A 20508-nucleotide genomic window follows, 5' to 3' on the forward strand; every position below is an offset into this window, starting at 1 on the left:
GTCCTGGGTCGCGCTGTCGGACGAGCAAGGCATCGAGGGCTTCATGAAGATGGAGCTGCTGGGTGCCGCCTTCGCCGCCGCCGCCATGCCCCTGTCCGGCTTGATCGCCGACAAGGTGGGCCGGCGCAACTTTTTGGGCACCCTGGCGATCGCCATCGGCGTGTTCGCGCTGTTCGCCCCGCTGATGCTGGGCGGCGGCAAGCCCGGCCAGGCAGCATTCATCCTGATCGGCTTCGTGCTGCTGGGCCTGTCCTATGGCCAGTCCGCCGGGTCGGTGACGTCGAACTTCCTGCCCCACTTCCGCTACACCGGCGCGGCGCTCACGGCCGACATGGCCTGGCTGCTGGGCGCGGCCTTCGCACCCGTCGTCGCGCTCTACCTGTCCTCGCGCTTCGGGTTGGTGTCGCTCAGCGTCTACCTGCTGTCTGCGGTGGTGTGCACGCTGCTGGCGCTGCGGGTGAACAAGCGGCTGCGGGCGGCGGCGGTCGTGCAGGACTGAGCTCCTGCCACCGAAACAAGGCGGGCTCAGTCCCGCCTTTTGTTTGCGCCAACAGTTTCCTTGCCGTGAAAGTTTTGTCTACACTTAGCCAGATCGGAAACTGAAAGCACAACCATGGCGCTGACGCTGCACCACCACCCGCTGTCTTCACACTGCTGGAAGGTCTTGATCGCGCTGTACGAGCACGGCACGGCATTCACCGCCAGCATGGTCAACCTCGGCGACCCAGCCGAACGCGCTGCCTATGCGGCGCTGTGGCCCACGGCCAAGATCCCCTTGCTTGCCGACGGCGAGCGCGTGGTGCCGGAGACCTCGCTGCAGATCGAATACCTGGACCGCCGCCATCCGGGCGCAGTCCGCCTGCTGCCCGACGACTTCGACGCCCAGTTGCAGGTACGGCTATGGGACCGCCTCTTCGACTGCTACGTGATGGACCCGATGCAGCGCTACATCGCCCAGATGCTGCGCCCCGAGGCCCAGCGTGATGCGCTGGCCATGAAGGCTTCGGTCGACGCACTGGGGCAAGCCTATGACCTGATCGAGAGCCGCATGGGCGACCACGCCTGGGCGGCCAGCAGCGAGTTCAGCATGGCCGACTGCGCCGCGGCGCCAGCCCTCTTCTACGCCGCCACCATCCGGCCCTTCTCGCCCGGCCACGCGCGGCTGAGCGCCTATTTCGAGCGCCTGCTGGCCCGGCCCTCGGTGGCTCGCGCCCTCGTCGAGGCCCGGCCGTTCTTTAAGTACTACCCGCTGCAGCATGCCCTCCCCGCGCGCTTCCTCGCCTGAAGGCCTGAACCGCCTGTTTGCCGCGCTGTCCGACGGCAACCGGCGCGCCATGGTCGATCAGCTCGCCCGCGGGCCTGCGTCGGTGAGCGACCTCGCCAAACCGCTGTCCATCGCCCTGCCCTCGGCGCTCAAGCATCTGGCCGCGCTGGAAGCCGGCGGCCTCGTGCAGTCGGACAAGGCCGGCCGCGTGCGCACCTACCGCATCGCGCCCGATGCATTCGGTGGCCTGGAGGCCTGGGTGGCCGAGCGCAAGGCGATGTGGCATCGGCAATTCGACGCGCTCGACGCCCTTCTCGAAGCACAGGACAAGCCATGAAGACAACACCCGCTGCCCACACGAGCTTCGTGCTGGACCGCCAGTTCAAGGCCTCGGCCGCACGTGTCTTCGCGGCATGGGCCGACCCGGCCACCAAGCTGCGCTGGTCCGACTGCCATGCCGAGACGACGAAGCCCGAATTCAGCATGGACTTCCGCTCCGGCGGGAAAGAGACCTACCGCAGCGCGCTGCCGGACGGCACGAAGCTCGCCGTCGACAAGGTCTTTCTCGACATCGTGCCCGAGGCCCGCATCGTCTTTGCCTACTCGATGGCGGCTGACGGTCACGCCCTGTCGGCATCGCTCGTCACCGTGGAGTTCACCGACACGCCGGCCGGGTCAACGCTCAAGCTGACCGAGCAACTCGCCTACCTCGACGGCCACGAAGACCTGGCGCAGCGCCGCCGAGGCACCGAAGAGGGCCTCGACCGGCTGCTGCTCGAAGTCGACGCGCTTTAGTCCAGCGCCTTCCGCGCGTTCTGGAACATCCGCAGCCACGGGCTGTGCAGCGCGCGGTCGCCGCTTGTCCAGCTCATCTGCACGTTGCGGAACACGCGCTCCGGATGCGGCATCAGCGCGGTGAAGCGGCCGTCCGGCGTCGTCACCGAGGTCAGGCCGCCGGGGCTGCCGTTCGGGTTGAACGGGTAGGCCTCGGTCGGCTGGCCGTGGTGGTCGACAAAGCGCATCGCCTGGATGACCTTGGCCGCGTCGCCCTGGCGAGCGAAGTTGGCAAAGCCCTCACCGTGCGCGACGGCGATGGGCAGGCGGCTGCCGGCCATGCCCTGGAAGAACACGCTGGGTGACTCCAGCACCTCGACCAGCGACAGGCGCGCCTCGAACTGCTCGCTCTGGTTGCGCGTGAAACGCGGCCAGGCGTCGGCGCCGGGGATGATGGACGCGAGTGCCGCCAGCATCTGGCAGCCGTTGCAGACGCCCAGGGCCAGCGTGTCCTGGCGCGCAAAGAACGCGCGGAACTGCGCGGCCAGCACGGGGTTGAACATGATGCTGCGCGCCCAGCCTTCGCCGGCGCCCAGCGTGTCGCCGTAGCTAAAGCCGCCGCAGGCGACGAAGGCCGCGAAGCCGTCCAGCTTGACGGCACCGGATTGCAGGTCGCTCATGTGCACGTCGAAGCTGTCGAAGCCGCCGAGCGACATCGCGTAGGACATCTCGACGTGCGAATTGACGCCCTGCTCGCGCAGGATGGCGACCTTGGGGCGAGCGCCGGTGCTGATGAAGGGCACTTCGGGCGTGAAGGTCAGGTGGACATGCAGGCCTGGGTCGTCGGCCTTGCCGGCGGCGGCGTGCTCGGCGTCCGCGCCGGCAGGGTTGTCGCGCAGTTGAGTTATCCGCCAGCTCACCTCGTCCCAGGTCTGCTGCAGCGTGGTCAGGTCAGCGTTGAAGACCTTCTTGGCATCACGCCAGACTTCCATTTGCCGCGCCGCATTCGGCTTGGCAACGACGTGCGAATGCCTGGACAGGCCATGCGCGCGCAGCACCTGCATGACGGCATCGCGGTCGGCCGCGCGCACCTGGATCAACGCGCCCAGCTCCTCGGAGAACAGCGCCTTCAGCGTCAGTTCCTCGCGGCGCGCGCCAACCTGGCCGGCCCAGTTCTTCGAGTCACCCATGTCGGCGCGGCTGTCGCTGATGCCGTCGCCTTCGGTGACCAGCAGGTCCACGTTCAGACTCAAGCCGGTCTGGCCGGCGAAGGCCATTTCGCAGGCGGCAGCCCAGAGGCCGCCGTCGGAGCGGTCGTGATAGGCCAGCAGCTTGTCGGCGGCGCGTAACTCGTTAACTGCGTTGACCAGCGAGACCAGCAGCTTGGGGTCGTCCAGGTCCGGCACATCGCTGCCGAACTGGTTCAGCGTCTGCGCCAGGATGGAGCCGGCCATGCGGTTCCGGCCCTGACCCAGGTCGATCAGGATCAGCGACGAGACAACGCGCTGCCATTCAGGCGTCAGCGTGCCGCGCACGTCCGCGATGCTGGCGAAGGCCGTGACGATCAGCGACACCGGCGCGGTGACTTGATTGCCATCCCACTTGGTGCGCATCGACAAGGAGTCCTTGCCGACGGGAATGGAGATGCCCAGCGCCGGGCAAAGCTCCATGCCGACGGCCTTGACCGTGTCGAACAGCGCCGCGTCTTCACCCGGCTCGCCGCAGGCGGCCATCCAGTTGGCGCTGAGCTTCACACGCGGCAGCTCGAAGGGCGCGGCCAGCAGATTGGTAATGGCCTCGGCCACGGCCATGCGGCCGGAGGCCGGCGCGTTGACCGACGCCAGCGGCGTGCGCTCGCCCATGCTCATCGCCTCGCCGGCAAAGCCGTTGAAGTCGGCCAGCGTGACGGCGCAGTCCGCCACCGGCACCTGCCACGGGCCGACCATCTGGTCGCGGTGGTTCAGCCCGCCCACGGTGCGGTCGCCGATGGTGACGAGGAAGCGCTTGCTGGCAACGGTCGGGTGGCGCAGCACGTCGAAAGCGGCCTGCTCCAGCTTCACGCCAGTCAAATCCAGCGTGCCGCCGTCGCGGGCCACGCGCGTCACTTCGCGGGCCGTCTTGGGCGGCTTGCCCAGCAACACGTCCATCGGCATGTCGATGGGATGGCCGGTCACTTCCGTGTCGCCGTCTACCAGCTTCAGGTCACGTTCCTCGGTCACGACGCCGACGACGGCGAACGGGCAACGCTCGCGCTCGCACATGGCCGCGAACTGCGTCAGGCTCTCCGGCGCGATGGCCAGCACGTAGCGCTCCTGGCTCTCGTTGCACCAGATCTCCTTGGGCGCCAGGCCCGACTCTTCCAGCGGCACCTTGCGCAGGTCAAAGCGCGCGCCGCGGCCGGCGTCGTTCACCAGCTCGGGGAAGGCATTCGAGATGCCACCGGCACCCACGTCGTGGATCGCCAGCACCGGGTTGGCTTGCCCGAGGCCCCAGCAGTGGTTGATGACCTCCTGCGCGCGACGCTCGATTTCGGGGTTGCCGCGCTGCACGGAATCGAAGTCCAGGTCAGCCGTGTTCGTGCCCGCCGCCATCGACGACGCTGCGCTGCCGCCCATGCCGATGCGCATGCCCGGGCCGCCGAGCTGGATCAGCAGCGAGCCAGCGGGGAACTCGATCTTCTTCGTCAGGTCAGAGCGGATCGTGCCCAGGCCGCCCGCGATCATGATGGGCTTGTGATAGCCACGGCGCACGCCGTCCACGGTCTGCTCGAAGACGCGGAAATAGCCGTTCAGGTTGGGCCGGCCGAACTCGTTGTTGAAGGCCGCGCCGCCCAGCGGGCCCTCGATCATGATCTGCAGCGCAGAGGCGATGTGGGCAGGCTTGCCGACCGGGTTCTGCTCCCACGGCTCCGAGAGGCCGGGCAGGTGCAGGTTGGACACCGAGAAGCCCGTCAGCCCCGCCTTGGGCTTGGAGCCCCGGCCCGTGGCGCCTTCATCGCGGATCTCGCCGCCCGCGCCGGTGGACGCGCCCGGGAAGGGCGAGATGGCCGTCGGGTGGTTGTGCGTCTCCACCTTCATCAGCACCTCGGCCTGCTCCGTGCGGGCCAGGTAAGCGGCGCCGGCCTGGGGTGCGGGCATCCAGCGCTCGATGGCATGCCCTTGCATGACGGCGGCGTTGTCCGAGTAGGCGATGACCGTGTGCTGCGGGTTCAGCTTCTCGGTGTTGCGGATCATGCCGAACAGGCTCAACGGCTGCGCCTCGCCGTCCACCGTGAAGCTCGCGTTGAAGATCTTGTGCCGGCAGTGCTCGCTGTTGGCCTGCGCAAACATCATCAGCTCGACGTCGCTGGGGTTGCGGCCGAGTTTCTTGAAGTTGGTTTCCAGGTAGTCGATCTCGTCGGCGGACAGCGCCAGGCCGAACTCGACGTTGGCCTTCTCCAGCGCCGCGCGGCCGGCACCCAGCACGTCGACATGCGCCATCGGCTCGGCCGTGCGCTCGTCGAACAAGTGGGCCGTGGCTTCGCGGCTGAAGCAGGCCGACTCGGTCATGCGGTCGTGCAGCAGCGCGGCGCAGGCGTTCAGTTCTTCAGCGCTCAGTGGCTTGGCACCACCGAGCAGGCCGCTCTTGGTCGCGACGCGGTACTCGACGACGCGCTCGACACGCTTCAGCGTGAAGCCGCAGTTGCGCGCAATGTCGGTCGCCTTGGATGCCCACGGGCTGACCGTGCCGAAGCGCGGCGTGACGACGACGAGCGATCCTTCACCGCCTGCGACGGCCGGCTCGCCATAGGTCAGCAGCGCAGCGAAGCGCTCGCGGGTTTCGGCATCCAACGGCGCGTCCGTCCAGACCCAGTGCACCGCGCGGGCGCTGATGCCCGTGATGCGCGCATTGACCGTTTGCAGCCGGGCCAGCAAGGCCTGGGCGCGAAAGTCGGAAAGGGCGTTGCCGCCCTCGAAATGGGTCAGATGCGGGGTCAGGGCCATGGGATCCGAAGGAGGCTGGGCGCGGCGCGAGGCACGCGGTTCTCAGGAGGCACCACCCCAGAAGCAGGGGCGGCGTGCGGACGCCAGGGATTCTACTGAGCCCCCTCGGCCGACAGGCGGCTGCGCCCCGCAGACGAGCGGGAAACCTGCCTGCCGCCGCTCATGCGCGCCAGCCTGCCGCTGGTCGAACACCCCCTTCAGGCCGTGACATCGCGCACGCGCGGCCGACCGCGCCATCCCCGGGGGCGGCTAATGGGTGACCCCGATCCCCCAGGGCCCTTCGGGGCCTTTGTGCTTTCAGTAGCGCAGCGTGGCCCCACCCTGCGGGGGAGCATCAGCCCTTGGGGCAGCGTAGCCTTAGCGCCTGGACCCCGGCGCGCCCCCGTTCAAACCTGAGGGATATCGCCGCACTCAATGCGCTGCGCGGTTGCCGATCAGTCCCATTGCCGGGCTGCTCATCAATGCCTCGATGTTCAGCAAGACCAACATGCGTTGCTGCACGCTGGCAATGCCGGTGATGAAGCGGGTGGCCACAGCAGACGACATCTCAGGCGCGGGCCGAATCACATCTCCGGTGAGTTCCAGCACGTCGGACACGGAGTCGACCACCGCGCCAACCACGCGGTCGCATACGTTCAGGATGATCACCACCGTCAAATCGTCATACGTCACGGTCTCGCAGCCGAGATTGAGCCGCAGATCGACGATTGGCACGATCACGCCTCGCAGGTTGACCACGCCCTTGATGTAGGCGGCGGCGTTGGCGATGCGCGTGGGTGCTTCATAGGAACGGATCTCCTGAACCTTCAGGATATCGATGCCGTACTCCTCGGCGCCGATGCGGAAGGTCAGGTACTCGCCGCCCGTCGGCGCCGCAGTGACGGCACGTGCAGCTTGGTGACAGGCCAGGAGGGTGCTCTCTCGAATCATGTCCATGATCTTGGCTCTCCAGGGAAGTGGGAGGGAAGGGAGTGTTAATGCCGCAGATGCAGTTGCGTCTGGCAGCGCGGGACGGCTGAAGCCGTCCATGCCCATCGGTCAGAACTGTTCCCACTCATCGCCGGCACCGGCCATGGCCACTGCGGCTCCGGCGGGCGCGAGCTTCACGGTGCCCATCGAGGCCGGACGCTGCACTTGCTTCAGCGCGGGCTTGCGGATCGGCGGCTTGGCCTGCACCTTGCTGGGCAAGCGCGTCGCAACGATCGCGCTCCTCGTCTCGCCCTCGCTGAGCTTGAACACACTCACCGCCTCGACAAGTTTGGCGGCCTGCTGATTCAGGCTGTCGGCTGCCGCCGAGCTCTCTTCCACCAGCGCCGCGTTCTGCTGCGTCACCTGATCGAGCTGATTCACCGCGTCGCCCACCTGGTTGATGCCCTGCGTCTGCTCTTGCGTTGCCGAGCTGATCTCGCTGATCAGGTCGTTGACCCGCTTGACCTGCGCGACGATGTCGCTCATCGTGCGCCCGGCTTCACCGACTTGCTGGCTGCCGGCCTCAACCTTCTCGACGCTGTCCGTGATCAGGCCCTTGATCTCCTTGGCCGCCGACGCCGAACGTTGCGCCAGGCTTCGCACCTCGCTGGCCACGACCGCGAAGCCGCGGCCCTGTTCGCCGGCCCGGGCCGCTTCCACCGCGGCGTTCAGGGCCAGGATGTTGGTCTGGAACGCAATACCGTCGATCACGCTGATGATGTCGACGATCTTCTTGCTGGATGCCGTGATGGCCTCCATCGTGCCAACCACCTGGCCGACCACCACACCGCCTTGTGCGGCCACGGCACTGGCCGAGCTGGCCAGCGCGGTCGCCTGGCGCGCGGTGTCGGCGTTGTTCTTCACGGTCGACGTGAGCTGCTCCATCGACGCCGCAGTCTCTTCGAGGTTGGCGGCTTGTTCTTCGGTGCGCTGGCTCAGGTCGGCGTTGCCGGTGGCGATCTGGCTCGACCCGGCGGCAATGCTCTCGCTGCTTTGGCGCACCTGGCCGACGATCTGCGCGAGGCTGTCGCGCATGGCCTTCATGGCCGCCAGCAGGCTGGCGCTGTCGCCGGCGCGCAGCTGCACGTCGACGGCCAGGTTGCCTGCGGCGATTTCGCGCGCCACCTCGCTGGCGTAATCCGGCTCACCACCGAGCTGGCCCGTGATCGAGCGCGTCAGCCACCAGGCCACGCCAGCCCCCACCAGGAGGCCTGCCAGGCCGAGGGTGATCATCAACATGTGCGCGAACTGGATGTCCGACTTGATGCTGGTGCCACTGGCCTCGACCAGCTTCTTCTGGAAGGCCGACAGCGCCGTCACATGGCCCAGCAGCACGTCGAGCGCCGGCATCGTTTCGGCGAACAAGAGCTTCGTCGCCTCGTCGTGCTTGTCGCTGGCCACGAGTTTGTCGATCGCGCCGAACGAAGCGGCATAGACAGCGCGCGTTTCCTTGACCTTGGCGAGCAGCGCCTTGCCTTCGGGCGAATACACCAGCTTATCCAGCACCTCGATGGAATCGCTGACCTGCTTCCTGTTCTCTTCGATGCGCTGACGGATCGTGTCGCGGTGGGCCTTGTCGTCGGTCACGACCAGCTCCAGCGTGCGGCGCCCATTGGCCCGCGTGAAGGCGTTGATGTTGGCCGCCGCGTCCGCCTTGACCCAGTCCTTCGTGACGATCTTGTCGCTGGCTTCGCTCACGCTGTCAAAACGCATGATCGCCACGGCGATCATGATCGTCATCAACAGCAGCACGGTGGCGAAACCAAGGCCGAGTCGGGTGCCGAGTTTCATGCGGGTTGAGGTATTCATGATGGCTCATCCAATTGAGTTGAAAAGCTGCTTCGGCCTTGGCGTACAGCTCGTCATACTGGAGCTGCTTGTCACCTTAGGCACGAATGTCATGTTAGTCACGACAGGTCCATTAGGCATGCGACCGCAGGCAACGCAAAGGAACTTGGTCACGAATTGGCAGGGATCTGCATCCTTGTTGAATAAGCTTGTTGCCGCTGCCGCCGGTTGTCAGGTCGCAAGTCAGGTCGCGAAACGACGCAACATCCCAGCGGCGTGGCCGACTTTTGCAGTCACGTGCTCGATGGGGCGGCGATTCGTGACCGATTTCCTTTGGCGCTGGCAGCATTCCATGCCTCAATGGCCACATCATGTCTAACGTGACAAAAATGACCACTGTGACAAGCCAGGATCCGAGCGCCGAGCCGGCTGCGGTTGATGTGCTGACGTCGCGTGCCGCCGCGCTGCGCTGCGGGGTCAGCTTTCGGACCGTCATCCGCTGGATCGAGCGCGGCACGCTGGGCGCGTACCGGCTACCCGGGCGTGGCGACTACCGCATCGCCCGGGCGGAGTTGCAACGCTTCATGAAGGAGTACGGCATCCCCGATCCGGATGCGCCCGTGGGCACCCCCAAGCGGGTGCTGGTGGTCGACGACGACCCGGGCATGGCGAGCGCGATCAAGCGGGTGTTGACGCGCGCCGGCTACGAGACGGCCGTTGCGAGCGATGGCTTCCTGGCCGGCTCGCTGCTGCACACCTTCAAGCCGGGTCTGATGACGCTGGACCTGCGCATGCCCGGGATTGACGGCTTCGGCGTGCTGCGCTTGCTACGCGAGACCCCAACGTTGTCTGCGTTGAAGGTGTTGGTGATCTCGGGCGAGAGCGAGGCGCGCCTGCGCGAGGCGCTGGCTGAGGGCGCGAGTGAGACGCTACCCAAGCCGTTCGGCAACGAGCAGCTACTGGAGGCGGTTCAACGGCTGGTGGGCGCACCGCCCTGAAGCTCCTGCGGCTGCTTTACACGCCCGGGTTGCGGGGAAGTACGGATCACGGCCCGTCGTGCCTCGATTAGGATAGCGCTATCCAATGACTACATCCCCGCCGAGCCAGCTTGGCAGACACCCTTCTCCCATGACCCACTCCGCGCCCGTATCTCTCGTTGTCATGGGCGTCGCCGGCTGCGGCAAATCCACGCTGGCCGCTGCCCTCGCCGAGCGCCTGGGCGACGACTGGCTGGAGGGCGACCTGTTCCACAGCGATTCCAGCCGCCGCAAGATGGCGCAAGGCGAGCCGCTCACCGACCAGGACCGCGCTAGCTGGCTGGCCAGCCTGTGCGAACAGCTGCAGCAGCGCCCGGGCCTGCTGGTGACCTGCTCGGCCCTCAAGCGCGCCTACCGCGACCAGCTGCGACAAGCCTCGCCCGGGTTGCGGTTCGTATTCCTGGACATCGACCGAGCCGAGGCCAGCCGGCGGGTGTCGACGCGCGGTTCCCACTTCTTCGCCGTCAGCCTCATCGACAGCCAGTTCCAGACACTGGAGACGCCGGTGGGCGAGGCGGGCGTGATTCGGCTGGACGGGCTCAAGCCGATTGCCGAACTCACCGCCGAGGTTCTCGATTGGCTGAGCCAGAACCAGTCGCAAGCCGAGCGTTGATGCCATGAAGCAACCACCGCTGACCAAGCGCGAGATCGTCGGCTACGGCCTGGGCGACATGGGGTTCAACTTCTACTGGACCAACATCTCGACCTTCCTGCTGATCTTCTACACCGACGTGTTCGGCATCACCGCCGGTGCGGCGGCGACGATGCTGTTCGTCGTCAAGATCTTCAACGCCTTCACTGACCCCATGATCGGCGCCTTCGCCGACCGCACGCAGACGCGCTGGGGCAAGTTCCGGCCGTACCTGCTGTTCATGCCCGTGCCGCTGGCCGTGATCGGCGTGCTGACCTATTCGACGCCCGACTTCGGCCCGACGGGCAAGCTGGTGTGGGCCTACGTGACCTACCTGCTGTTGATGACGATCTACACCAGCGTCAATCTGCCCTACAGCGCCTTGTCCGGCGTGATCTCGGGGGACGCGCGGGAGCGCAATGCGATCAACGCGTCCCGCTTCGTCTGCGGCTTCGCGGGGGGCACCATCGTCACGGCAGTGTCGCCCCGGTTGGTGGCTTGGTTAGGCGCCGGGGACCCCGCTATGGGCTGGACGCTGACCATGGTGTTTTGGGGCGTCGCTGCGGCGCTGATCTTCGCCTTCACCTTCAGCGCGACGACCGAGCGGGTCGAGCCGGTGCAGGCCGGGCCCTCCACCGTGCGCCAGGACCTGGTCGATCTGCGCAGCAACCTGCCCTGGATCCTGCTGTTCTTCCTCGCGCTCATCATCATGCTCAGCATCACGATGCGAATGACCAGTGCGGCCTACTACTTCAAGTACGTGGTCAACCGGCCGGAGCTGCTGGCCACCTTCATGCCGGCCTATCTGCTGGCTGCGGCCGCGGGCACGGCGTGCACGCCACTGCTCACGCGCTTCATCGACAAGCGCAAGCTGCTGATCGGCCTGATGCTGGCCTCCACGGTGTTGTCGACAGCCTTCCTGTTCGTGCCCAACGACAACATCGTGCTGATGTACGCGCTGCAGATCGCACTGGGCCTGTGTCTGGGCCCGAAGTCGCCGCTGTCGTTTTCGATGCTGGCGGATTCCGCCGACTACAACGAATGGCGCAACGGCCGCCGTGCCACGGGCATGACCTTCGCGGCCAGTTCCTTCGCGCAAAAGCTCGGCACCGCCGTCGCGGTCGGCGTCATCGGCGTGCTGTTCTCGTCGCTGGGCTACGTGCCCAACGCCGTGCAGTCGACTGAGTCCCAGGCGGGCATCGTCTGGCTGATGTCGGTGATCCCGGCCGGCTTCACGCTGTTGGCGGCGGTCATCATGGTTTTCTACACGCTGGACAACCCGGCGATGGCGCGCATCCAGGCCGAACTGGCCGAGCGCAAGTCCTCCACTTCACCCGTCTGACGCCCATGCTTCGTCACATCAACGGCGGCGAGCGCTGCGAACTCACCAGCCCCACTGCCCTGCCCAAGGCCGGCGGCTTCCTGTGGAACCGCCGCATGATGATCCAGGTGACTTGCCGGGGCTATGCCACCGCGCAGTTCATGCAGCCCGAACCGGCCAAGTACGCGCATGCGCCCAACCTGGAGGCCAAGACCTTCATGCAGCCGGAGCAGGCCTACTACGCCCACCACCCCGGCCGCTTCGTCTACGTGAAGGACGAGGACACGGGCGAGCTGTTCTCGGCGCCTTACGAGCCGGTGCGCGCGGCGGTCGACGCGTTCAGCTTCGTCGTCGGCAAGCATGACCTGAGCTGGACGGTGGAGCACCTGGGCCTGCGCGTGGAAATAACGTTAGGCCTGCCGACGGACGATGTCGTCGAGCTGTGGGAGCTGCGCGTCAGCAACCTGTCGGGCCGGCCCCGGCGCATCAGCGTCACTCCCTACTTTCCCATCGGCAACATGTCGTGGATGAACCAGTCCGCCGAGTGGCGCGCCGACCTGGGCGGCATCGTCGCGAGCAGCGTCACGCCCTATCAAAAGGTGGCGGATTACTTCAAGAACCTGCAGCTCAAGGACAAGACGTATTTCCTCTGCGAGCGTGCGCCTGATGCCTGGGAAGCGAGCCAGGCCGCGTTTGAAGGAGAAGGCGGCCTGCACGCCCCAAGCGCGCTGCAGGCCGAGCAACTCGCCGGTGGCGACGCCCGCTACGAAACGCCCGCCGCCTGCGTGCAGTACCAGCTGACCTTGCAGCCCAACGAGGGCCAGACCTACCGCTTCCTCTTCGGCCCCGCGCTGGCCGACGACGAGATCGCCAACGTGCGCGAGACCTACCTCAGCGAAGCCGGCTTCGCACACGCCCGCGCGGCCTACGCCAACTACATCGACAGCGGCCGTGGCTGCCTGCGTATCGAAACACCCGACGCCGACTTCGACCGCTTCGTGAACCACTGGCTGCCGCGCCAGGTTTTCTATCACGGTGACGTGAACCGGCTCAGCACCGACCCGCAGACGCGCAACTACCTGCAGGACAACCTCGGCATGGCCTACATCGCGCCGGCCGTCACCCGCAGGGCGCTGCTGCACGCGTTGAGCCAGCAAGAAGCGAATGGCGCCATGCCCGACGGCATCCTGCTGATCGAAGGCGCCGAGCTGAAGTACATCAACCAGGTGCCGCACACCGACCACTGCGTGTGGCTGCCGGTGTGCCTGCAGGCCTACCTGGACGAGACGGGCGACTTCGCACTGCTGGACGTGGTGGTGAATGAACTCACGGTAGCCCAGCGGCTGGATGCCGCCATGGCCTGGTTGCAGCAGGACCGCGACGCGCGCGGCCTGAGCTTCATCGCCCAGGGCGACTGGTGCGACCCGATGAACATGGTCGGCTACAAGGGCCGTGGCGTCTCGGGCTGGCTGACCGTGGCCGCTGCCTATGCGATGAAGCTGTGGGCCGGCATCAGTGCCGACGCCGGCCGTGCCGAGGCCGCCACGCGCTGGCGCGCCGCCGCGCAGGCGCTCAACGACGCCGCCAATCGCCACCTGTGGGATGGCGACTGGTTCGCCCGCGGCATCACGGACGACGACGTCGTCTTCGGCGTCAGTACCGACACCGAGGGCCGCATCTACCTGAACCCGCAGTCCTGGGCGATGTTGAGCGGCGCGGCCAGCGAGGCACAGCGCGTGAAGATGCTCGCGGCCATCGACGCCCAACTCGACACGCCGCACGGTGTGGCCATGTTCGCCCCGCCCTACTCCGGCATGCGCGACGACGTGGGCCGCGTCACGCAGAAGCACCCGGGCTCGGCCGAGAACGGCGCCGTCTACAACCACGCGGCCGGCTTCTACGTTCACGCCCTCTACGACTCAGGCGAGAGCGACCGCGCCTGGCACGCACTGCGCCGCATGATCCCGGGGCCGGACGAGGCCGACCTGCTGCAGCGCGGCCAGTTGCCGGTGTTCATCCCGAACTACTACCGTGGCGCGCACCGCGAGTACCCGCGCACCGCCGGCCGCTCCAGCCAGCTCTTCAACACCGGCACGGCGGCGTGGGCCTACCGCAGCGTCATCGAGGGCCTGTGCGGGCTGCGCGGACACGCGCAAGGGCTGCTGGTGAAGCCGCAGTTGCCCGACAGCTGGGAGCGGCTCAACGCCGAACGCGAATTCCGGGGCGCGCGCTTCAAGTTGCAGGTTCGGCGCACGGGCACGGCTCGCGTGCTGCTGGACGGCCAGCTGTTGCCGGATGGCTTGGTGCGCAACATCCAAGCCGGCCGCGAGTACCGCCTGGATGTCGAACTAGGCTGAATCCCTTCGCACGACCTGGAACCCCAGGTCCACGTTCGGCTGCTCCACCGGCTGGCCGCGCATCAGCTTCATTAGCATCTGCGCCGCCTGCTCGCCGATCTCGCGGCGCGGCGTGGCCACGGTGGTCAGCGGCGGCACCATCTGGTCGCTGCCCGGTAGGTCATTGAAGCCCGCCACGGCCACGCGCCCCGGCACGGCCACGCCCAGGCGCAGCGCAGCCAGCAGCGCACCCTGAGCCAGGTCGTCGTTGCAGAAGAAGATGGCGTCGGTGTCGGGCGCCTCGCGCAGCACACGCTCCAGCATCGCGCCACCCAGCGCCATAGACGAGGGCTCGGCGACGAGCACCTTGTTCACCCGGTCGCCAAGGCCAGCCTGCACGAGCGCGTCCGCGTAGCCCTCGCCGCGCTCCAGCGTGCGGGGATCGAGCTGGGCGGCAACGTAGACGACATGGCGCCGGCCGGTGTCCAGCAGATGTTGGGTGAGGGCCCGTCCGGCGGCCCGTTGGGAGAAGCCGACGCTGTGGTCGTCTGGCTCCGCGCCGATTTCCATCACATGAACGCAGGGCACGCCACTGCCCTCGATCAGCGCTGCAGCCGCCGGGCTGCGGTCGCGGCCGGTGACGATGAGGCCGGCCGGCCGGTGCGAGAGGAAGCTGCGCAGCACGGCTTCCTCTTCGCTGGCGTCGTAGTGGGTGACACCGATCAACGTCTGGTAGCCGGCCGGTACGAGGCTGTTCTGCACCGCGTCCAGCAGTTCCACGAACAAGGTGTTGCTCAGCTTGGGGATCAGCACCGCCACGTGGGAACTGCGGCTGGAGGCCAGCGCCCGGGCGGCGGGATCGGGCACATAACCCAGGGCAGCCACGGCCGCGTGAACGCGATCACACAGTTCCTGGGCCACGGCGCGCTCCCCGCGCAGAGCGCGTGAGACGGTGATGGGACTGACGCCAGCGGCCTGCGCCACGTCGGCCAGCGTCACTCGGCCGGTGGCCCTTGTACGTCGAGGAGGCGCGTTGTTTGTCGACGACGGGCTGGACATGGCTACATAGTATCCCCCATACCGACGGTCATACCCGACGCCTAGGATAGCGCAATCCCGTAACGGAGTTCTGTGGCCCTGGCGCCCGGGAACTACACGGGTGGTTCAGTTCATCATGTCCCGCGGTTCTTTTTAGCTCACTGGGATAGCGCTATCCAATAAACAAGTTTTGTTTAGCGAACCCGCTTTAGACAGACCACAAGGCGGCGGCCACGCCACCAACTCCAGGAGACCTTCATGCGAATTCCCGCTTCCAAGACGCTGATCCATCTGGCCGCCCTCACGGCTTGCTCCGTGCTGGCGCTTCCCGCCCAGGCCCAAAGCGCTGAGACTCCGGCCACAACGCCTGACGCCGCGCCAGAGGTCCCCCCCCGCGCGAGCGTGCTGGAAGCCGTGATCGTTTCGGGCTCGCGCATCTCGCAGCGCGGCTTCACGCAACCGACGCCCACCACCCGTGTGACCGCCTCGGACCTCGAGAAGGCGGCTCACCCGAACATTTTCCAGAGCCTCGCCGAGTTGCCTGCGCTCCAGGGCAGCACGGGTCGCACCACCTTCACCAACAGCACCAGCAGCGGCTTGCAGGGCCTCAGCTCCCTGAGCCTGCGCGGCCTGGCCCCGATCCGCACCCTGACCCTGCTCGATGGCCAACGCGTGGTGCCGGCCAACGTGACCGGCGTGGCTGACATCAGCCAGTTCCCACAGCTTCTCATCACGCAGGTCGACGTGGTGAACGGCGGTGCCGGCGCCTCTTACGGCTCAGACGCCGTGGGCGGCGTGGTGAACTTCATCACCGACAAGCGATTCAAGGGCTTCAAGGCCAACATCGAAGCTGGCCAGACCAACTACAACGACGACAGGAACGGCGCACTGCAAGCCGCCTGGGGCAGCAGCTTCCTTGACGACCGTGCGCACCTTGCCGTGAGCGTGGAAGTCGTCCGAGAAAAGGGCGTGCCCTCACCCCGCTTTGGTGGCCAGGGCGCGAACGGCCGCACCTGGTTCAACAACCCGGCCTGGCAACAGCGCCCGACCAGCCAGACCACGGACGGCAAGCCGCAGCTGTTCGACATCCGCAACGCCCAACAGTTCCAGTACTCCAAGTACGGTTTGATCACCCAGGGTCCGCTGCAGGGCACCGCCTTCGGCAAGGACGGTGTGCCCTACAAGTTCGAGTACGGCTCCAACGGCGTGCCTACCGGCACGGGTGCAGTCACAGGCTGTATCACGCCCTTCTGCGTGGGCGGCGATCTCTCCGGCACCATCGGCGGCGGCACCACCATGGGCATGAACCTGCTGCGTGAAGTCTTCTACACCCGTGGCAGCTATGACGTGAACGATGACACCGAGGTCTACTTCACGGTCAATCTGGCCAAGACCAACGCCCGAAACACGCCCAACCCCGGTTCGCCCAAGCTGGACAACTTGACCATCCAGTGTGAGAACCCCTACTTGCCGGCGTCCATCAGGCAGGCCTGCGTGGATAAGGGCATCACCAGCTTCAAGTACGGCACCGCCTATGGCAACCAGCCGAAGGACATCGAGGTCAACCCGATCCGCGAACAAAAGCGGTTCGTGCTGGGTGCGAACGGCAAGGTTAACGTGCTGGGCAAGGACTGGTCGTATGACAGCTACGCCGAGTACGGCGAAAACAGCATCGACCTGAAGGTTAGCAACATCATGCTGAACCCGCGCTTCAACGCCGCGATCGACGCTGTGCGCAATTCGTCCGGCCAGATCGTCTGCCGCAACGCCACCGCTGTGGCCGCAGGCTGCGTGCCGCTGAACATCATCGGCGACGTGCAACAGGATCCGGCCGCGCTGGCCTATGTGTTCCCGGCCGTCGGTCCGCATCAGTTGTCGGTGCAGCGTCAGTCGGTGGTCAGCTTCAACGTCAACGGCCAGCCGTTCTCGAACTGGGCAGGGCCGGTGGCGGTCGCCTTCGGGGCCGAAGGTCGCAGGGAAGCCTACTGGGTGACGGGCGACCCCTATGGCAACGGCGTCTACCCCGCAACGCCCAATACGGCCGACTACCCGGCTGACCCGCTCCTCAACACCACCGTGGGCAACAACTGGTTCGCCGGCAATTACCACGCTGCGCGGGGCGCCTACAACGTGAAAGAAGGCTTCGTCGAAGTGAACGCTCCGATGTTCAAGTCCGACAGCCTGGGCGAGGCCAACCTCAACGCGGCCGTGCGCCGCACGCACTACAGCACCGCCGGCAGCATCAACAGCTGGAAGATCGGCTCGACCTGGAAGACCGGTATCGATGGCCTGCGCGTTCGCTACGTCGCCTCGCGTGATGTGCGCGCGCCGAATCTCTCCGAGCTGTTTGCCGCGCCGGTGGTCATCAACCAGGCCGTCAACTTCCAGGGCAATACCTACAACGTGCAGCAGCGCACCATCGGCAACGTCAACCTTCGCCCCGAGCTGGCCAACAACCGCATCCTCGGCCTGGTGTTGTCGCAGCCGAAGTGGGCGCCAGGGTTCAGCGCGTCGATCGACTATTTCGACATCAAGGTGAAGGACGTGATCGCCACCCTCGGAGCCCAGCAGGAAGTGGACCTCTGCGCTGCGGGCAACCAAGAGATCTGCGCCGCGATGGATCTCGTCAGCCCCGTGAAGTACGTGACGCTGCAGGCCTTCAATCTGTCCAAGATGCGCAACAAGGGCTTCGACATGGAAGCGCTGTACCGATTCAACCTCGCGGGCGTCAATCTGCCCGGCAAGCTCACGCTGCGCGGCCTGGCCACCTACACGAAGAGCTTCGTGTCGGAATCGGGCATCGTCGGCACCATCCCGCAAGAGCGCGCGGGCGTCAACCTCGGCGACACGCCGAAGTGGAAGGCCCAGTTCTCGCAATCCTGGGAAGGCGAAAAGGCCAGCTTCACGGTGGGCCAGCGCTGGGTCAGCGATGGCGTCTACAGCAACGAGTTCATCGAGTGCCAGACCACCTGCCCAGTCTCCACCGCCCAGCACCAGACCATCGACAACAACCAGATGAAGGGCGCTTTCTATTGGGATCTCGCCGGCAACTACAAGATCAACAAGAACATCACCGCCTACTTCAAGATCGACAACGTCACCGACGTCGCGCCGCCCAACGCCCCGGGCACCAACACCGGCTATGGCGTGAACCCCTCGCTGTTCGACGTCCTGGGCCGCCAATACCGCATCGGCGCGCGCCTGACCTACTGATGTGGGCGGCGCCGGGTGCAAGCCTGGCGCCTCCGTCACGTCGTCAGCCGGCCTGCATGCGGCCGACGACCTCGCGCACCTCGGCCAGCAGCGCTGGCACGCCGACCGTCGTCGACTGGCGCTCGCGCAGCACTTGCCGGCCGCCGACCCACACGTTGCTGACCTGCTCACGGCCAGCCACGTCGGCCAGCTTGCCCACTTCCAGCGAGCCGAGGTCGTGGGCGCGGCCCATGGCCTTGGCGGCGCGGATGGTCGCATCTCCAGCGCGGTGCGTGCAGACGCGACGGTAGGGTCGCCCGTGATGCCCTTGGCCAGCAGCGCGGCCGAGCGGATCTCCAGATGTGGTTCTGCAGCCAGTCCATCAGCGGCACGTCCTCGGCCACGCCGCGCAGCAGCGTCATGGCCGAGTGCGCATGACCGGGGATGAGGATCTGCTCAGGCAGTTCGACGCGTTCGGCTTGCGGGTACTGAGCCAGCAAATCGGCGCGCCGGCCGACAGCGGCGATGCTCACCGTCGATCAGCAGTGCGTGGTCATCGAGCACGGGCTCGCCCGGCTTCATCGTCAGCACACGGCCAGCGCCGCAGCGGCCTGGGCAAAACTCAGCGCCGCATCGATTGACTGGCCCTCGGCCAGTGCCGTGACCAACGCACCCACCAGCGTATCTCCGGCGCCGACGGTGTCCACCGCCTTCACCGGCGCGGCCGGCACGCACGGGCGGCGGGGTCGGGTACGTAGCCCAGCGCGGTAGCGGCGGCCTGCACGCGCTCGCACAGCTCCGGCGCCACCGCCCGCTCGCCGCGCAGCGCGCGGGACACGGTGATGGGGCTAACGCCCGCAGCCTGCGCCACGTCCGCCAACGTGACCCGGCCGGTGGCCCGCGTGCGTCGGGCGGGGGGACTTGCACCCGCACGAGTGCGCCCATGCTGGGCGCACAAAAAAGCCCGCTAGCGATAGCGGGCTGTGAAACCGTCAGGAGTTGAGGTTGACGGAGGGATCCTTGCGACGGCCGATCAGCCGTGCTTGGCGTCGAAGAACTGTTCGTCTTCGGTCGAGCCTTTCAGCGCCGCGGTGGAGGCGTTGGCTTCGATGGTGGTGGTGACGGCATCGAAGTAACCGGTGCCGACTTCGCGCTGATGCTTCACGGCGGTGAAGCCCTTCTCGGCGGCGGCGAATTCCTTCTCCTGCAGCTCGACGAACGCGCTCATCTGGTGGCGGGCATAGCCATGGGCCAACTCGAACATCGAGTAGTTCAGGCTGTGGAAACCGGCCAGCGTGATGAACTGGAACTTGTAGCCCAGGGCGCCCAGCTCGCGCTGGAACTTGGCGATGGTGGCGTCGTCCAGGTTCTTCTTCCAGTTGAAGGACGGCGAGCAGTTGTAGGCCAGCAGCTTGCCTGGGAACTTGGCGTGGATGGCGTCGGCGAACTGCTTGGCGAAGGCCAGATCGGGCTTGCCGGTCTCGCACCAGATCAGGTCCGCGTACGGCGCGTAGGCCAGGCCGCGGCTGATGGCCTGGTCGATGCCGTTCTTCGTGCGGTAGAAGCCTTCGACGGTGCGCTCGCCGGTGCAGAAGGGCTTGTCGTTCTCGTCGATGTCGGCCGTGACCAGGTCGCCTGCTTCGGCGTCGGTGCGGGCGACCAACAGCGTGGGCGTGCCCATCACGTCGGCAGCCAGGCGGGCGGCGACGAGCTTGGCGACGGCTTCACGGGTGGGCACCAGCACCTTGCCGCCCATGTGGCCGCACTTCTTGGCGCTGGCCAGTTGGTCTTCGAAGTGCACGCCAGAAGCGCCGGCTTCGATCATGGCCTTCATCAGCTCGAAGGCGTTCAGCACGCCGCCGAATCCGGCTTCCGCGTCGGCCACGATGGGCGCGAAATAGTCGATGTCGTTCTTGCCTTCCGACCACTGGATCTCGTCAGCGCGCTTGAACGTGGCGTTGATCTTCTTGACGACCTTGGGCACCGAGTCCACCGAGTACAGCGACTGGTCGGGGTACATCTCGCCATTGCTGTTGGCGTCGCCAGCAACTTGCCAGCCCGACAGGTAGATCGCCTTCAGCCCGGCCTTGACCTGCTGCATGGCCTGGTTGCCGGTCAGCGCGCCCAGCGCGTTGACGAAAGGCTCGGTGTTGACGAGGCCCCAGAGCTTCTCGG

15 protein-coding genes and 2 pseudogenes are annotated in these 20508 nt (G+C 66.7%); 9 read left to right on the top strand and 8 right to left on the bottom strand.

What is annotated here, in order from left to right; genetic code table 11:
• From ABIS05_RS05605 to ABIS05_RS05620, 4 genes and pseudogenes are all read left to right on the top strand, one after another.
• A pseudogene (locus tag ABIS05_RS05605) lies at positions 1–499 on the top strand (MFS transporter); the annotation flags it as partial.
• A 114-nt stretch (positions 500–613) separates the two neighbouring features.
• The gene (locus tag ABIS05_RS05610) at positions 614–1285 is read left to right on the top strand and encodes a glutathione S-transferase family protein (RefSeq protein WP_348012128.1); all 672 of its coding nucleotides are present in this window, start codon (positions 614–616) and stop codon (positions 1283–1285) included.
• Complete coding sequence (locus ABIS05_RS05615) at positions 1257–1601, top strand: metalloregulator ArsR/SmtB family transcription factor (protein WP_348012129.1); 345 nt, start codon at positions 1257–1259, stop codon at positions 1599–1601. The genes ABIS05_RS05610 and ABIS05_RS05615 overlap by 29 nt, the downstream gene beginning before the upstream one ends.
• Entirely contained in the window at positions 1598–2059 is a 462-nt protein-coding gene (locus tag ABIS05_RS05620) for an SRPBCC family protein (protein WP_348012130.1), read from the top strand. Before ABIS05_RS05615 ends, ABIS05_RS05620 begins: the two co-directional genes overlap by 4 nt.
• Here ABIS05_RS05620 and purL read toward each other — a convergent pair.
• From purL to ABIS05_RS05635, 3 genes are all read right to left on the bottom strand, one after another.
• Positions 2056–6021, bottom strand: a complete 3966-nt coding sequence (gene purL, locus ABIS05_RS05625) for a phosphoribosylformylglycinamidine synthase (RefSeq protein WP_348012131.1) — start codon at positions 6019–6021, stop codon at positions 2056–2058. The genes ABIS05_RS05620 and purL overlap by 4 nt on opposite strands.
• Before the next feature lie 411 nt (positions 6022–6432).
• Complete coding sequence (locus ABIS05_RS05630; RefSeq protein ID WP_348012132.1) at positions 6433–6957, bottom strand: chemotaxis protein CheW; 525 nt, start codon at positions 6955–6957, stop codon at positions 6433–6435.
• 102 nt (positions 6958–7059) lie between these two features.
• Entirely contained in the window at positions 7060–8799 is a 1740-nt protein-coding gene (locus ABIS05_RS05635) for a methyl-accepting chemotaxis protein (protein WP_348012133.1), read from the bottom strand.
• 368 nt (positions 8800–9167) lie between these two features.
• Here ABIS05_RS05635 and ABIS05_RS05640 point away from each other — a divergent pair, with 368 nt between their 5' ends.
• The 4 genes from ABIS05_RS05640 (at position 9168) to ABIS05_RS05655 (ending at position 14124) form a co-directional block, all read left to right on the top strand.
• Positions 9168–9776 (top strand): response regulator, encoded by a 609-nt coding sequence (locus ABIS05_RS05640; protein ID WP_348012134.1) that lies wholly within the window; start codon positions 9168–9170, stop codon positions 9774–9776.
• Positions 9777–9906: 130 nt separating this feature from the next.
• On the top strand, positions 9907–10428 hold the full coding sequence (locus ABIS05_RS05645) for a gluconokinase (protein WP_348012135.1): 522 nt from the start codon (positions 9907–9909) through the stop codon (positions 10426–10428).
• A 4-nt stretch (positions 10429–10432) separates the two neighbouring features.
• On the top strand, positions 10433–11788 hold the full coding sequence (locus ABIS05_RS05650) for an MFS transporter (protein WP_348012136.1): 1356 nt from the start codon (positions 10433–10435) through the stop codon (positions 11786–11788).
• Between the two features lie 5 nt (positions 11789–11793).
• On the top strand, positions 11794–14124 hold the full coding sequence (locus ABIS05_RS05655) for a GH36-type glycosyl hydrolase domain-containing protein (protein WP_348012137.1): 2331 nt from the start codon (positions 11794–11796) through the stop codon (positions 14122–14124).
• Here the strand turns inward: ABIS05_RS05655 and ABIS05_RS05660 are convergent.
• Complete coding sequence (locus tag ABIS05_RS05660) at positions 14116–15162, bottom strand: LacI family DNA-binding transcriptional regulator (protein ID WP_348012138.1); 1047 nt, start codon at positions 15160–15162, stop codon at positions 14116–14118. The genes ABIS05_RS05655 and ABIS05_RS05660 overlap by 9 nt on opposite strands.
• A gap of 237 nt (positions 15163–15399) precedes the next feature.
• On the opposite strand from ABIS05_RS05660, the gene ABIS05_RS05665 reads away from it, so the two are divergent.
• Positions 15400–18354 (top strand): TonB-dependent receptor domain-containing protein, encoded by a 2955-nt coding sequence (locus ABIS05_RS05665; protein ID WP_348012139.1) that lies wholly within the window; start codon positions 15400–15402, stop codon positions 18352–18354.
• A gap of 43 nt (positions 18355–18397) precedes the next feature.
• Here the strand turns inward: ABIS05_RS05665 and ABIS05_RS05670 are convergent, their stop codons facing one another.
• From ABIS05_RS05670 to aceA, 4 genes and pseudogenes are all read right to left on the bottom strand, one after another.
• Complete coding sequence (locus ABIS05_RS05670) at positions 18398–18586, bottom strand: hypothetical protein (protein WP_348012140.1); 189 nt, start codon at positions 18584–18586, stop codon at positions 18398–18400.
• Between the two features lie 331 nt (positions 18587–18917).
• The gene (locus ABIS05_RS05675) at positions 18918–19127 is read right to left on the bottom strand and encodes a PfkB family carbohydrate kinase (protein ID WP_407074869.1); all 210 of its coding nucleotides are present in this window, start codon (positions 19125–19127) and stop codon (positions 18918–18920) included.
• Positions 19049–19291: pseudogene (locus tag ABIS05_RS05680) on the bottom strand (LacI family DNA-binding transcriptional regulator); the annotation flags it as partial. The pseudogene ABIS05_RS05680 and the gene ABIS05_RS05675, both read right to left, overlap by 79 nt.
• A gap of 75 nt (positions 19292–19366) precedes the next feature.
• Positions 19367–20508: isocitrate lyase (aceA, locus tag ABIS05_RS05685; RefSeq protein ID WP_348012142.1), on the bottom strand; the 1142-nt coding region annotated here is incomplete at its 5' end.

The sequence above is a fragment of the Roseateles sp. genome (assembly GCF_039929605.1).
GTDB lineage: Bacteria > Pseudomonadota > Gammaproteobacteria > Burkholderiales > Burkholderiaceae_C > Pelomonas.